Source organism: Oceanobacillus zhaokaii (assembly GCF_003352005.1).
Taxonomy (GTDB): Bacteria; Bacillota; Bacilli; order Bacillales; family Amphibacillaceae; genus Oceanobacillus; species Oceanobacillus zhaokaii.
The window spans coordinates 1,462,621-1,478,255 of sequence record NZ_CP024848.1 but is presented as its reverse complement, the minus strand read 5'-3'; the positions used below and the strand labels follow the sequence as shown (position 1 = coordinate 1,478,255).

At 37.7% G+C, this 15,635-nt stretch carries 13 protein-coding genes and 1 pseudogene; 8 read left to right on the top strand and 6 right to left on the bottom strand.

Annotation, left to right across the window (positions count from 1 at the left end):
* The first annotated feature begins 164 nt into the window (after nucleotides 1-164).
* Nucleotides 165-1,361, top strand: a complete 1,197-nt coding sequence (locus CUC15_RS07435) for an ornithine--oxo-acid transaminase (protein ID WP_114916050.1) — start codon at nucleotides 165-167, stop codon at nucleotides 1,359-1,361.
* Between the two features lie 77 nt (nucleotides 1,362-1,438).
* On the opposite strand, the gene CUC15_RS07430 is transcribed toward CUC15_RS07435, so the two are convergent.
* A complete protein-coding gene (locus CUC15_RS07430; RefSeq protein ID WP_114916049.1) occupies nucleotides 1,439-2,611 on the bottom strand; it encodes a DUF418 domain-containing protein in 1,173 nt (390 codons plus the stop codon).
* A gap of 272 nt (nucleotides 2,612-2,883) precedes the next feature.
* On the opposite strand from CUC15_RS07430, the gene CUC15_RS07425 reads away from it, so the two are divergent.
* The 6 genes from CUC15_RS07425 to CUC15_RS07400 all read left to right on the top strand — a co-directional run bounded on the left by CUC15_RS07425 (nucleotide 2,884) and on the right by CUC15_RS07400 (nucleotide 4,868).
* Nucleotides 2,884-3,096 carry a spore germination protein gene (locus CUC15_RS07425; protein WP_114916048.1) on the top strand — a complete coding sequence of 71 codons (213 nt, stop codon included), beginning with the start codon at nucleotides 2,884-2,886 and terminating at the stop codon, nucleotides 3,094-3,096.
* A gap of 16 nt (nucleotides 3,097-3,112) precedes the next feature.
* On the top strand, nucleotides 3,113-3,319 hold the full coding sequence (locus CUC15_RS07420; RefSeq protein WP_114916047.1) for a spore germination protein GerPB: 207 nt from the start codon (nucleotides 3,113-3,115) through the stop codon (nucleotides 3,317-3,319).
* 119 nt (nucleotides 3,320-3,438) lie between these two features.
* Nucleotides 3,439-4,029: a spore germination protein GerPC gene (gene gerPC, locus CUC15_RS07415; RefSeq protein ID WP_114916046.1), complete on the top strand. Its 591-nt coding sequence runs from the start codon at nucleotides 3,439-3,441 to the stop codon at nucleotides 4,027-4,029.
* Complete coding sequence (locus CUC15_RS07410) at nucleotides 4,019-4,192, top strand: spore gernimation protein GerPD (protein WP_114916045.1); 174 nt, start codon at nucleotides 4,019-4,021, stop codon at nucleotides 4,190-4,192. Before gerPC ends, CUC15_RS07410 begins: the two co-directional genes overlap by 11 nt.
* A 22-nt stretch (nucleotides 4,193-4,214) precedes the next feature.
* Complete coding sequence (locus CUC15_RS07405) at nucleotides 4,215-4,589, top strand: spore germination protein GerPE (RefSeq protein WP_114916044.1); 375 nt, start codon at nucleotides 4,215-4,217, stop codon at nucleotides 4,587-4,589.
* 60 nt (nucleotides 4,590-4,649) lie between these two features.
* Entirely contained in the window at nucleotides 4,650-4,868 is a 219-nt protein-coding gene (locus CUC15_RS07400) for a spore germination protein (RefSeq protein ID WP_114916043.1), read from the top strand.
* A 429-nt stretch (nucleotides 4,869-5,297) separates the two neighbouring features.
* Here CUC15_RS07400 and addA read toward each other — a convergent pair.
* The 4 genes and pseudogenes from addA to CUC15_RS07380 all read right to left on the bottom strand — a co-directional run bounded on the left by addA (nucleotide 5,298) and on the right by CUC15_RS07380 (nucleotide 13,926).
* Nucleotides 5,298-9,025 (bottom strand): annotated as a pseudogene (addA, locus tag CUC15_RS07395) (helicase-exonuclease AddAB subunit AddA).
* Entirely contained in the window at nucleotides 9,018-12,512 is a 3,495-nt protein-coding gene (gene addB, locus CUC15_RS07390; RefSeq protein WP_114916042.1) for a helicase-exonuclease AddAB subunit AddB, read from the bottom strand. Before addB ends, addA begins: the two are co-directional and overlap by 8 nt.
* Nucleotides 12,513-12,601: 89 nt before the next feature.
* A complete protein-coding gene (gene lepB, locus CUC15_RS07385; protein WP_114916041.1) occupies nucleotides 12,602-13,189 on the bottom strand; it encodes a signal peptidase I in 588 nt (195 codons plus the stop codon).
* Nucleotides 13,190-13,251: 62 nt separating this feature from the next.
* Nucleotides 13,252-13,926: a TVP38/TMEM64 family protein gene (locus CUC15_RS07380; RefSeq protein ID WP_114916040.1), complete on the bottom strand. Its 675-nt coding sequence runs from the start codon at nucleotides 13,924-13,926 to the stop codon at nucleotides 13,252-13,254.
* Nucleotides 13,927-14,510: 584 nt separating this feature from the next.
* Here CUC15_RS07380 and CUC15_RS07375 point away from each other — a divergent pair.
* Nucleotides 14,511-14,900, top strand: a complete 390-nt coding sequence (locus CUC15_RS07375; protein ID WP_114916039.1) for a YhjD family protein — start codon at nucleotides 14,511-14,513, stop codon at nucleotides 14,898-14,900.
* On the opposite strand, the gene CUC15_RS07370 is transcribed toward CUC15_RS07375, so the two are convergent.
* On the bottom strand, nucleotides 14,836-15,372 hold the full coding sequence (locus tag CUC15_RS07370) for a competence protein ComK (RefSeq protein WP_341457197.1): 537 nt from the start codon (nucleotides 15,370-15,372) through the stop codon (nucleotides 14,836-14,838). The two genes, CUC15_RS07375 and CUC15_RS07370, sit on opposite strands and share 65 nt — an antisense overlap.
* Nucleotides 15,373-15,635 lie beyond the last annotated feature (263 nt).

Genomic DNA, 15,635 nt, shown 5'->3' with positions numbered 1-15,635 from the left:
CCTCATTCTACCCTATCATATCACTATTTGATTAGTTTTTCACATCTAAACAAAAAGTTGAAGTAAAGTTATTTTCAAACTGGTATAATAATGTTAGTGGGAATTTTCGAAAAAATTGTATGTTTAATTGTCTTGATTACAAGAATGTAATACGGAGGGGTAGTATGATACAAACATCAAAAAATATCATTGCGTTAACAGAAGAGTATGGGGCAAATAATTATCATCCATTACCAGTTGTCATCGAGAGAGCGGAGAGTGTTTGGATGGAAGATCCTGAAGGGAATCGCTACATGGATATGCTAAGTGCATATTCAGCTGTTAATCAAGGCCATCGCCATCCTAAAATCATTGCCGCTTTAAAAGCCCAAGCTGATAAAGTTACATTAACCTCACGGGCATTCCATAATGAATTGCTTGGTCCATGGTACGAAAAGATGAGTGAATTAACAAGAAAAGATATGGTTCTGCCAATGAATACAGGTGCAGAGGCTGTCGAAACAGCAATTAAGGCTGCAAGAAGATGGGCTTATGATGTAAAAGGGGTTGCTGAGAATAAGGCGGAGATTATTGCTTGTACAGGAAATTTTCATGGCAGAACAATGACAGCGATTTCATTGTCATCTGAAGAAGAATATAAACGTGGCTTTGGACCGATGCTTCCTGGTATTAAACTTATTCCATATGGCGATATTTACGCACTTCGAGATGCCATAACTGAAAATACCGCTGGCTTTTTATTTGAACCAATCCAAGGTGAAGCAGGAATTATTATCCCGCCAGATGGTTTCCTTCGAGAAGCATATGATGTTTGCCAGGAAAGTAATGTTCTCTATATTGCGGATGAAATACAGAGCGGACTAGGTCGTACTGGTAAATTATTTGCCTGCGATTGGGAAAGTGTTACACCTGATATCCTCATTCTCGGTAAAGCACTCGGTGGAGGCGTTTTTCCAATCTCCTGTATTGTTGCCAATAAGGATATTCTCGGCGTATTTAATCCTGGGTCACATGGCTCCACGTTTGGCGGCAATCCACTAGCATGTGCGGTCTCAATCGCTTCACTTAACGTATTAGAGGAAGAGAGACTCACTGAACGTTCTTTGCAATTAGGGGACTACATGATAGCTGAACTGCAAAAGCTCAATAATCCAGTTATAAAAGAGGTACGCGGAAGAGGATTATTTATTGGTGTTGAATTATTGGAAAGCGCCCGCCCATATTGTGAGAAACTAAAAGATAAAGGGATACTATGTAAAGAAACACATGATAATGTGATTCGCTTTGCACCTCCACTCGTAATTGAAAAAAATGATTTAGACTGGGCATTAGAGAAGATTAGAGAAATATTTGAGCAATAAATTAATGGGAGGCTCAAACTTACGAGTTTCCCATTTCTTTTCCCCTTCCCCTCTGTTCTCCTTCAATTTCATACTCTTTATTTTTTTCGAAAAGGCTGCCATTTTAAATACATTAAACTCCGCCAACTCCATTCTAGAGGACCGAATAAGAAATGATGGAACCACCATTTGCTTATAAAAATTTGGATGATAAATACGAACAATACGATTAGTACTGTTATAAATGGACTGACATAGCCATATAAACCAAATCCAATGCCATAAAATAAGATAAAGCAGATTAGTGATTGCAATATATAGTTAGTTAATGACATCCTGCCCACAGCTATAAATGGATGGATGAGTTTTTTCCCAAGGTTACTTTGCCCAATCAAGGTTATCGATACAATATAAAAGATCGCTGAGGCTGTCCCACCAATATTGTCTTGAATATAACCGAACCACAATGGATTGCCAAATAAATACGGTCCCATTTTAAGGATGAAAAAGATCACAAAGCTTATCCCCCACAACCTGAGTAATATCCCTTTGTACTTCTGTGGTTCATGCAGCCACCTTTTCTGAGCAAGATACATTCCAAATAGGAACAGGGGCAATAAAGTAGTTGCTAAAAACAGATAGCTTATTCCCCCATTTCCTAGGAGCCAATCCTGATAGTTTTGCTCCCATATAATGGTTAAACTCCTACTTCTATAGTTAACTAATGCTTTCGCAATCCCACTTTCATTCGCACCACCTAGTAGATTCCGTACTGCAAATAAACCAAATGAAATCAGACCTACACTCCCCGCTAATAAACCTATCCCCCACCCTAACAATGTTTTTGGCTTTACTTCTGCAAATAACAATAATAGCAAGCCAATCAATCCATAGGTTAGTAGAATATCCCCGTACCATACAGCAAACGCATGAATGAGACCAAAACAAATTAGAATAACGAGTCGTCGTAATAAAAACAGAGTTGGTTTTACATTCCGAACAATGAGTCTTTCTCTTAAAATTTGAAATCCAAAACCAAATAATATCGAAAATAACGTGTAAAAGCTTGCTTGGAAAAGGACGTCAACTATCCATTGTGTAATTTTATCAATAGATGATGTCCATACGGCCTCTCCCCCTCCATGGATAAAGTATGGTGCACCAAACCCACCAATATTGACGATAAATATCCCGAATATAGCGAATCCTCTTGCAGCATCAAGCCAAATTAAACGTTTCGATTCTTGTACTGGAGATACATTTGTTTCCATTCTTTAACCTTTCCTCCAATCGATTCAACATCTTTACTATAACGTATTATTAGATAATTGCGCTCATTTAAGATGAAAATACTTGGCTACTTTCTATAAATTCCATTTAGCTATTTATCCCTAATTTTTCACTAAGGATTAACACTTTGCTTTCCCCGAGAAATGCATCAACCAATACGAAAATCTCTAACTGAAAAAATATATTTTTTCGTACATGCTTTCTGTTTCAACATTTAGTTAAAATGTCATAAACTACTTTAGAGGTGATTTCAATGCCAGCTAAAGTCGGCGCAGTAAAAGTAATCTACATGACATCATCGAGTATTTTTAATATCGGTGATGTCTATTCAATGTCACCGCAAAGTACAGCCAAAACTTATGCTGGTGGCGGCTCCTTCAATACCGGAAACGGCATCCGTATCAATCTTAAAAATTCAAATACGTACGTAAATGATTCAGATAAAATTGATCAGAATATAACTTAGTATTGGAGTGAAAAGTATGAGCATCATTATCCATCAATCCATCAGTATTTATTTAATAAAAATTGGTGCGATTACGAATTCCTCGGTTCTCCAGATTGGCAGCACGGGAAGTATTCAAGCCCAATCAGATATTTATAATACTGGAGGCTATACCAGTTCTGCTGAAGAAGAAGAAAAAGAAGCAGCAACAGAAATAACGCCATTAGTGCCGCTTGCACCTTAAATGAAATACTCATCCGCTCTAATTTAGTAACACAAATACATTTATCATTGCATAAACTATGCTAGGCGTTTGACCAGGTTTATTATTCTCTCTATTTTCTTTAGAAAGGGGAAGTGTTTATGTATGGAAATGATTGGAATAACTATTTATCTGAGCTGCAATATTACATGAAGCAACAGGATGAAAAAATTAAGGTGCTTGAGGATAGAATCAATACTCTTGAAAAAGAGGCAGCAGAACATAAAGCACCACACATCGAGAAAATTGAATATAAATTCGACCAGCTTAAAATCGAGCATCTAGCAGGAACACTTCATATAGGCCTTACTCCTAGTGATTTAGAGAATATTGAAAATCTGGGAATTCAGCAAACAAGTCCACCAAACTATCCAATGCCATTGAAACAGGAATTAACAGGTGAACTGCAGCAATATTTAAGAGAAACTGGACCATCGATAATCAGCAATTTAGCTGTAACCTATAATAAGCCCCTTGATGAATCGTTTCAGGCGATTCTTTTTGAAGATATAAATAAACAGCTTCCCAGCAGAATTTCCTATTATGAACAAGAAGCATTGAAGCAGAATCACGCCCTTGGTTCTGATCAATTCCGTGCGTTTATTACGGAAAAAATTAAGCATGAAATCAATCAGTCCTTGCAAAATTACATGCAAAGCCCAGAGAAAGCAGGTGAAGATCATGAATATTGAGGTACACAATTGGGGAATTAATGTTGGGAATATTCAAGTGGAAGGCGTTAGTTCTTCTTCCGTATTATTAATCGGTGACAATGAACAAATATATCTATCCTCATTTTTCGATACACCACCAGAAAGCTTCACTTCTGCAAACATTTTACCATTAGCACCTTAAAGCTCTAAGTGAGGGATAAATAATGAACAATCGTACGGCAATCGTCAACACAATTTATACAACAGCAATTTCAAATAGCTCGATTTTCAGCATTGGCGACACTAATATAATCAATCAAAAGTCAAAAGCAATTGCATTACAAAAAGAAGTTGCGAATTTTAAACAAAGTGATAATCTTTATTTCAAAGACTACGATATTTTTAAGAAAAAAACAGTCTGGCTAAATAAGCCACCGCTTGTGAATCACTATAAGGTCTGTCACGGTACAGATACCATTCATGTTGATCAGATAAATTTAACTGCATTAAGTCTTTCTTCAGTTTTTCAGGTTGGAAGTGCCCTTAATATTTCAGCAGATTCAAGGTTAAAGCATTTTCGTATTTTACAAGGGCATTAACAGAATCTGCTCTACGTTCATACGATAATAAAAGAAGATACCTTCAAGAAGGTGAATAGAATGCCGTCTATCGTTGGACCAATTAAAATAAACAGTGTTAGTGGTGGAGTCATTAATTTTGGCGATTCCTTCTATTTATCACCAAAAAGCAACACGAAAACAAACACTGGTTCCGGCTCGTTTAATACCGGAGATTTTATAACTGCAAATAATGGAATAAGTTCAACCAACCCATTTGACCCAGACGCTAATGATCAAAATAATACTGCAAATGCTTAGCAAAAGCGCAAGCGCCCGTTTAAGCACATTTACGACTCGCCCCACAGGACGTGGGGTGGTTCGACGTTGCCACAAAGGTTTCGATGGGGCGAGTAATCGCAGTCCCAGGTAATGAGACCATAGTTGAACTTCTCCTCGCCCTTTGAGATAAAAGAAACTCTCTGGGAGCGGAAGCGAATCGATAGTGACTTTCACCACAAGAGTATAAGTACGATTAAGCCTCTGGTTTCACCAATCGGCAAGTCTTTTTTGTCGTACGGAAGTGAAGGAAGTCTCACTGAAGCTTTAGCGCCTGAAGCTGGACTTGGTTCCCTATATTGAAAATCGCATAACGAAAACTTTTATACTTTATATTATCAGCTTAATGAAAAAGAGACTATCTCATGCGATATGCGAACAAAACGCATATACATAGGATAATCTCTTTTCTTAATTTTCCACTTTGACAAGTAATTGTTTGGAGAAGAAGTATAAATAAGTTTCTTTCACTGGCTGCTTCCAAATTTGCTCAATCGCATGTTTATATAATTTCATTTGAACTTTATAGCGATTTGCTAGCTTTTCTCTTACTTTATCAGTAACTTCCTCATTAATTGCATCGGTTTTATAATCTAGAATGATCCATCCATCATCCTTCGGTACAAGACAATCAATAATACCTTGAATCAATACTTTCTCATCCATTTCACTTGTCCAGGAAGCATAAACTTCGCTGGCAGGTAATGTTAAGCTAAATGGTACTTCACGATTAATAGCAGATGCGTCTTGCATAATATATTGCGCAATTGCTGTATCAAAAATTGCGTAATTGCTGCAATGTCAATTACTTTTGCTTCCATCCTTGTTAAGATTTCTCTTTCAATCAGAACTTCCAAGAAATGCTCAATTTCTTGGCTGTTTAATACCTTGTTTAGCGGCAAATGCTGCATAACAGTATGCATTGCTATTCCTTTTTCTGCTGCAGTAATTACTTTTTCCTTTTGCATAAAGTTTGGGCGTTTGATAATTGGTGCCCTAAACTTTTTCGTGACTAAATCCCCACTATAATCATCCATTATTTCTTGTTGTCGTTTTATTTCTGTAACCGATTGTTTTGCACGTGCTTTCACTGCCTGCTCATATGGATAATGGTAGGATAATCTTTCCTTCACTTCTTCTTCCAATGCTTCATCCATTATTTCTACCGGCTGCCAGTTGATAATTTTTTCCCGTAGTTGTAAATCGGATTCAATGTCCTGCTCCTCTAGGTTCGTCAATTCACTAGCATGAATTACGGAAACCTGCCATTTTGATGGATCTTTTTGAATTGCCTCTGCCACATCTGAAGCGATTTCCTCGGTTCTTAATTCAGCACTTGACTCATGCCGGATTAATGCGGGACCAACCCAGTCCAAATAAGTCTTTGATTCCTTTCGATAATATGCTGGCAGCACCCATTCATCGTGATGAATCATCTTTTGCCATTTATCTTGTTTCGCCTCATACGATGCAACACTGCCAATCATAACTAGTTTTTCCTTAGCCCTTGTTAAGGCTACATACAGCACTCGCATTTCTTCAGCTAATAACTCGCGCCTCTTCTCTTCCTTTAACGCATGATAAAACAATGTCGGATAGGTAATTCGCTTAACCGGGTCGATATATTTGCTCGCAAAGCCTAAATCTTTATGTAACAGATATTTTTGACTTAAGTCTCTGAAGTTAAACTCTTTATCCATTGCACCAACAATAACGACAGGAAATTCTAAACCTTTACTTTTATGAATCGTCATGATGCGAACAACATCTTCCTGTTCACTTAGTGCTCGTGCTGCCCCAAGATCATCCCCGCGTTCTTCCATACGTTCGATAAATCTCAAGAAACGGAATAGCCCACGGAATGATGTTGCCTCGTAGCCTCTTGCTCTATCGTAAAGTGCACGTAAATTCGCTTGCCGCTGGCGTCCACCTGGAATCCCGCCAACGAAATCATAATAGCCTGTTTGCCGGTAAATATCCCAAATTAACTCTGACAATGCACCCTGCCTAGAAGCCATCCGAAATGCATGTAATTGCTCAAGAAATTTCGTTACTTTATCCGCTGTTTCACTGGTATTCTGCTGTTTGTACTTTTTCAAGGCGTCATAATATGTGTTTGAGCGGTCCGCAAGCCTTATCTTCGTAAGTTCGTCCTCATTCAAGCCAACGATTGGTGATTTTAATACCGATGCAAGTGGAATATCTTGTCTAGGATTGTCAATCGTTTTTAAAAGGCTAATCATAATCTTTACTTCGATTGCCTCAAAATATCCTGCCTGAAGTTCTGCATATACAGGGATTCCTTGTTTCTTAAGTTCTTCAACAATCGTTGGTGCCCATGTCATTGAACGCATCAAAATGACGATGTCGCGATACTGAATATCACGCTGTGTGCCACTTCCCTTATCAAAGACTTGCATTGGCCTACGCTCATCTTTTAGCCCAATCCACCTTTTAATCTTTTCAGCATATGCCCTTGCCTCTAGCTGTGCCCTCTCCAGGTCTTTAAAATTCTCTTCATCCTCAGACAAATCCTCTTTATCTTCTTGATCCTCACGATCGATAATGAACAGCTCTGGAGAGGCTTCTGGAAACTCTAATTTATCATACATTTTATTACCATAGATTAATTCTGCATTCTGATCATAATCAATATCGCCTAATTCTTCATTCAATATTTGTCTGAAAATATAATTTGCACCAGTTAAAACCTGTTCCCTGCTTCGAAAATTACTTGCTAAGTCAATTCGCTTTCCATCATCTTCTTCCTCAGCAAATCGTTTATATTTCTGAATAAACAACGATGGCTCCGCATGACGGAAACGATAAATACTTTGCTTTACATCCCCTACCATAAAGCGATTCCCGGTACCTTCTTGATCGCTAATTAACGATAAAATCGTTTCCTGAACGAGGTTTGTATCCTGATATTCATCGATTAATACTTCACTGAATTGCTTTTTATATTGATTCGCAACATTAGATGGGACAGGTTTCTCATCGCTTGATTCACTAGCTAATAATTGTAAGCAAAAATGCTCTAAATCCGAAAAGTCGACGATTGCCTTTTCCTTTTTTAATTCCTGAAACTTCTCTTTGAATTGTTTTACTAATTCGGTTAGATGTCTAATAACAGGTGAAAGCTCACGCATATCCTCCACATGACTATTAAGGTTACGATTAAACCAGTTGTCCTTCATATTTTTCCAGCGCTTCTTATAGCTCTCCCGAATCTTCTTCACTTTTTCTTTTTTCATTTCATCGCAGTCTTGTTTCTTCCTTGATAAAGCAACAAACTTGCTCGTAGTAATAAATGCTTGTAAATCGTCCCAGGTATCAGCATAATTCATTGCCTCATATAATTGATTAAGATCCGCTTCAACTGCTTCTGTATACTGATATGGACCATCTACTTCCAGTGTTACTGCTAATGCCAGCTGCATTTCTTGTTTAATTGCCTCTAATTGGCTCTTTACCTCACGCTTTATCAGGTTTAACCATGTTAGTTCCGTTTCAATCCAATTTTCCGGAATCTCATAACTTTTTACTAAACCATCAAGCCATACTTCTGGCCATGGATTTTGAACCGAAAATGTATAAAGATCCAGTATCACCTTCTCAACATCAAGATCGCTTCGATCATTTGAAAATCGGTCTACTACCGAGAAAAAGTTCTCTTGTTCTTCTCCTTCTTTGCCATACCACTCTTCAAATAAATCATCGATTACTTCTTGTTTGATTAAGTCAATTTCCATATCATTTGCGATCCGAAAGGCGGGATCAATATCAAGTAAATATGCATATTGTCTCACTACATCCAAACAAAATGAATGCAAGGTTGAAATCGATGCACGCTGTAATAATGACAATTGTTTTTTTAAATGATTGGAGGTTGGATTTTGTGCAAGTGCCTCTTCTAATGCAACACCAACACGATTTCGCATTTCCTGTGCTGCCGCATTTGTAAATGTTACGACAAGCAGCGAATCAATATCTACCGGATTCTCCTTCTTTAGCAGCTTCTGGATAATTCGCTCTACTAATACAGCCGTTTTTCCTGACCCTGCTGCCGCCGCAACGAGAATATCTTGTCCATCCGAATAGATTGCCTCTTCCTGCTCCTTTGTCCAGTTAACCATCCGATTCAACCTCCTTACTTAATTTCTCCAGAATCTCATCATCCTTCATGTCCTGCAGCTTCCTGTAATTATTCTCTTCTAAAAGAGGATCAAATTGACAGACAGATAGAAACGGACAATGTGTACAAGCGATATGCTGCTTATGCTGATAAGGATTTAAGTGAACCCCACCAGCAGTCATATCAACACCCGCTTGCATCATTAACTGATGGATATGAGTTTGCAGGCTTGAAAAGGTATCTTTACTGGCAACCTTGGAATGATGATTAAATGCACCGTCGTTTTTAAATCCAGCAGGTACAACCTGACTTGTCCCAGTTGAAAGTGAAGTATCCATCATTTGTACAACTTGCTCATTAGACAATAAGAGACCCTTCATTTTATAATCCTTAAAAATTTCCTGTTCAATTTTATCCTCACTCATTTTCTGTGTACCTGAAATCATCGGGTTATGAACATGGAAATAAAGTACTCCAGCTGGCGTTGCTTTTACACCTAGCCATTTTTCTGAATGGGATAATACAACATCTAAATATGCAAGCATTTGTAATGCAAGTCCATAATATACTTCTACTAAATTTAGTCCTTTGGAGCTTGATTTATAATCAATGATTCTTAAATAAAGCTGTTCATTATTTAGCCCTTTATCAACGCGGTCAATTCTTCCACGCAGCATAAGCTCAAATCCGTTGGGCAGCTGCATCGATAATGGTGGAAGCGTTTCTCCTTCCCCAAACCCTAACTCTAATCCTACCGGTGAGAAGTTACTTTGACGTGCCTGTTCACTTAAAATATAAGCAGCCCTCGCAATAATTTCTTGAAGCTTCTTACCGATATATTTATAACGATTTGAGCTATGTAAGATTTGATGCTGCAAAATTGGTGCTAGTGTCACTACCGCTTTTTCGGCATATTGATCGGTGTCTCTCTTTCTTAATTGGGCGAAATCCTTTCCATCTGCTTTAATCCATTCGGTAATAATTTTGATTGCCTCATGGAATAGCATCCCAATATCTGGCGCATCTAGTTTATATGTTTGTCTTTCTTTTAAGTTTAAGCTATATTTTGCAAAATGCTGATACGAGCAGCGATAATATGTTTCTAACCTACTGACACTAGCCTTCACTTGCTTCGGATATAGCTCCTCTACCGTATCTTCTTCTAAATCAATCGGCATATTTTGATAATATAGACTCTGTAAAATTTGGTTTGTTGTACTATTTTTCTCATGATTTTCGACATACCAATTATAAACATGCCACCAGATTCCTTTTACAGGATAGCCTTTTCGATTACGCGCCAGCTGAGCTGTTAATGCAGCACGCGTTTTTACAGGTGTCGTAATAAATCGATCTGCTTCGTATAGTTCATCAGGGTCCTGTAATAACAGATGTTCCTTACAGTCAGGAAATAGATTTTCTAATCTGCCGATTAATTGTGAAGGCATCTTTGCCTTCCCTTCTCCATCACTTAATGGATAGCTAACCCATAAATGATCCTCTGCCGCTGTAAACGCGAGATACATATAAAACCAATCATCAAGCAATTGTCGTTTGCTACTGTCAGCAAGTTTTATACCTTGACCTGCTAGTAGCTCTCTTTCCAATTCATTAATCATTCCATCATTTGATGGTTTCATTGGCCATACACCATCATTCACTCCGAGTAAAAAGGCACATTTTACCTCACTCATTCTCGAACGGTCAATCGTACCAACGATGACATGGTCAATACTTGGGGGAACATGTGAGAATTTCAACGTTTCAAATCCTGCATCCAATGTCGCCCGGAATGTAGCAAGCTTCATCTTCTCATCGCCAGCCATCTCTACCATTTCATCAAATAGTTGAATGACTGCATTCCAAACCTGTTCCTGTTCCCTTCCCTTTTCAATTTCACCTTGCTCATCGAACTGCTGCCTCATCTCCTCTAACCTTTCAGGAACACCGAGCGTTTCCAGCAATAGATACATCGTTTCGCATAATTCTCTTACTGTCTTTGCCTGTCTGATTTGCACATCAAAGGATTGTAGAGCACGAACGACTTGATAACGATATTGATTAATCCTTGTTTGTGTATTTTTTTCTGTTGTTGTTTGCGTTGCATGATCGAATCCTCTAAACCGTTGGAATTTCCATTGTTGCTCACCATTCCAGCGCTCACGGGAACGAATTCCATATTCGAGCACATAGTTTTCGAGCTCATCAATTGCATCATTGGTTAAAGGATTATCTCTATCTGCAGAAGGAATAAAGCCAGTTTTAAGTACTCGGAAGATTGCATCATAGCGCCAATTCCCTTCTACAATATCCAGTACAGAGCGAATAAATTCAATCAAGGAATGGTTTAACATCGTTCTTTTTTCATCAATAAATACTGGGATATTATGGTCTCTAAAGATGGTCTGGATCAAATCATGATAAACATCTGTTTGTCTGATCAGAATGGCGATATCTTGATATCGATAATCCTCCTCACGAACAAGACGAATTACCTCTTGTGCTGCTCCTTCAACTTCTGCGCGAGGATGAACAGCTTCCGCAATTTGAATCGGTACCTTTCCATTAAAAGCTGGTGATGGTCTTGTATCAAAATGCTCCTCCAAATGATAGAAATACGGTCGTTCACGAAACTTACCTTTTTCCGTCCCCATCACAATTGGCTCTTCGATCATAATTTGATTCTCAGCAGCAATTTGCTGCAGTGTTTCATATGTTTGCGTTGTTTGATAAAATAAATCGAGCTCTGTTACATCTTCTTGTGGTATATCCATTGTTAAGGTGATTTTTACTGATTTGCATTTCTTCATTAATGCTTCTACAACAATTAGTTCCTGTGGAGTGAACCGATGAAACCCATCAAAATATATTTCCGCACCATCCAAGAGATTGGTATCAGGAATTTTATTTGCTAATAATTGCAGCTGATCCTCACTATCAATATAGTTATCTTTTAATGCATGTACTAGTTTCTCATAGATATACACTAAGTCTTCTAATTTTCGGGTTAATGCTTCTTCCCCCGCTTCCTTATGTACGAATTGCTTCATTTGTTCAATTTGCATATGGATTATTTCTGGTGTAACCTGATACCGTTTAAACTCGGTGATCATTGTTTCCAGCTGTTTTAGGAATCCTTGTTTTTCCATTGCTTTTTGGAACGTCAGCCATTCGCCATGTTTCTCTTCGATAATTTTCCGCAGCATCATCTGGATTCCAACTGTACTGATAAATTGCTTTGTTCCTCCACCAGTCTCTTGGAGAATTCGCCAAGCTAGTCGTGAGAAGCTAACCACCTGCCCACGAATACTTCCCTGTAATTCCTTATCTAGAAATAAAGTATATTCTTGTTGAAAAGTCATTTGATCCGGCACAATATAGAAAATCGGTCTGCCTACAGGATCTTGAATTAACTTTTCTTTTATCTCGTCTAACATTCTGCCACTTTTTCCAGTGCCAGATTTCCCAATAATAAATTGGAGTCCCATTAAAGATTCCTCCATTCTTATTTATCTATAAAGTGAAACTCCATTCAATGGAGGGTATTGCCTTCCCCAAAGAATGAAGTTCTTTAAACTTACCTATCTACGGATGAACTATTATGTGCATGATTATACTTACCAAGACTTAAGGACATTTCTGAAATCGGCCAATACATCGCATCGACTTTTCCAACTAGCTGCTCTGTTGAAACGAATCCAAAGGAACGGCTGTCCAAGCTATCCTGGCGATTATCGCCCATTACAAATAATTCTCCCTCAGGTACGGTCGTTTCTCCCGTCACTTCTTCTAAGGTGAAATCATCCGTAAACGGTCGTACATTACTTGCACTGACATATGATTCGAGAAATTCTTCTTCCATATAGGTGCCATTAATATAAAGCTTATCATTTTTATACTCGATTTGGTCACCGGGCAAACCGATGACACGCTTCACATAATCTTCTTGTTTATTGGCGTGGAATACAATTACATCAAACCGATCTGCCTCGGCCACATTATAAATTACTTTATTAACCATAAGTAGGTTGCCATCATGGAGCGTCGGCTCCATTGATTTACCATCAACAATATAACTTGCAAATAGTACTGGGCGCAACAAAATTGCACTAAACGCAACGACTAATAAAATAAGTGTGATTTTCCAAAATTTATTCTTTTTCATATAATCTTCCTCTAGGTTATGATCATCAATACAGTTATCATATTACCCTATTAGAGATTATTTTAACCCTTATCCCTGTCCTCGCGGTTATCCAGATCAGGATAAGATTTATCGTTGGCTTTTCTTTGTAATCTTTTTTCAAGGTATTTACCTAACATCCAGAACAATACAACGCAAATGATGACAATAATCGTCTTCATTGGATTTTGGGCAAATTCCATAAAACTTGATCCAACATATGCAATTGAAAAGACCATGACGGCTTTTCCCATAAAAACTGCTAGCACGAACTGTTGGATGCTAACACGAGATAGACCGGCCACTACATTAATAACGGCAGATGGAGAGAATGGAAAGCACAATAATAGAAATAATGGACCAAATCCTCGACGTTCTACCCAAGATGTTATCCTAGTAACCTGCTTATTTTCCCGAACTTTTGAGAGCAGTTTGGTATGCCCTAATTTACGAAGAACTAAGAAGACAACAATTGAGCCAATGCTAGTACCAAGCCAAGATAATAGAAATCCTTCCAATAATCCATATGCAGCAGCATTTCCAAGTACAAATACCATTAATGGTAAAAACGGCAGAAATGATTCAATAAACGGCAATAATATTCCTGGTAATGGGCCCAATCCTTCATATTGGCTTAATAATTGCTGAATAAATGCTTCTAATCCTTCATTCTCAAATACAGTTTTCCAATTCGAAAAGGTAATATTCATTAAATACATGTAGTTAGGGCTCCTTATTACATAACGTTCCGCGTATTCTATATCTATTATAGTTCGTGTTCAAAAGGGAGGATAAAAAGGACCGAGTCGGCTAAGAACGCAACGTCCTGGGACTGCGATTACTCGCCCCATCGAAAAGCTTTGTTGCAACGCCGACACTAGCCCGTCCTGGGCGTCGAAAGTTCGAAGCGGTGTAGCTCTTTGAGTAGCGGTCTTCCACAGGATATGGTGACTTCTATGTTGTCCACAGGACGTGGACGGTTTTAGTAGAAGTTCCCTGACTGTTTTAGCGTGAGCAAACGACCCTGCACGCAGGAAAAGCGTTTTTCTTTTCCAAGGAACGGAAAAGCAAGCCAACTAGAAACATCGATGTGTCATTTTTACCGAACTTTTTGAACATCCTATTATACATTCTTACACATTTATTTTAAGTTAAACAAGTAAATATGCATAGTTTAAATAACAAAATTCGCCACTTTCTTTTCATTTTAATAAATAATTTATTATTTTGGTGTATTTTTATTTCATTTTATCATATAATAGAATAAAAAGGAACAAACGTTCTGTTAATAAAGGAGATTATTATGCGGTATCTTAAAGATGAGGAACTACAGATAGCAACACGGTATCTTTTTCTTTCCATGGCTATCGTTGTTATTAAACAGGATATTAGCCTAGTTAAGGAAGGTTCATTTAAAATTAAAGAACCTTATATTGCATTGTTAGAGAAAATGGTAAATGAAGCGGTTAAAGAACGAAGGAAGTTACGAAGGATTATGGCTGAACAACATATTCAAGTCATTCGCTTAAATAAAAATGACTCCTTTACTTCGTTTCTTTTCCAATGTCAAGGCAGACAGCAGAAGCAAAACTTTTTTAATCCTTCGATTCGTAAAAAGGTAGAAGCAATCATTCATGAGCTCCTTGTGAAGGCTCTGCCACCATCCCAGCCTTTCGCTGCTGTAAATATTTAATTCGATTGTCGAGCAAAAAGCGGTATTGTGCTGTTCGTTGCAACTGGTTTAACATTGATCCATAAGAGACGCGAAGAATAATCCTCTTGCCATTTTTAAAAATGAATTCAGTATCATTTTCTCCTGTTTTGTTTATTTGATCAATGTGTGAGTGTGCAATCCATGAACATCTGAGGTTCTTAGGAGAAGTTGTCGGAAAAAAGTACATTCCACTTAAAGGATCAATAGAGATTGGTGCTTTATGCGTAATTCCACATATGTCTAATGTTCCTTCTTGCCTGCCTCTGAGACTCGATCCAAAAAACTTGCAAGCATAGTCCACTACTTTACTAGGAGGAAAATCAACAACATATTCTATTTCTTCCTCTAATACTCTCGTAATAGGCTCGCCTTTTTGGTTCTTTTCAGCTACAATTGCCATCGTTAGTGGTCTTACTTCATAATATGGAGAGTAAAAATCTTTCATCATCATTATTTAACATCCTTTCATAAAAATGAAAAGATCGTGGCTTAATTAGTAAGTTATCATAATTCACTATAAAAAGGTAGTTAAAAACCATAATTTTACAAATAATTAAAATTAGTAACTGGCAATATTTACTTTTATATGAAATTTATGCATTGTTTGCTGCTTTGTATCAATACTGCATTAATTTTGTAGAAAAAAACCCGAAAGTTAGATTTTCTACTCTAACTTTCAGGGGGCGGTACCTTATTATAAGCAAGCTGATTTTT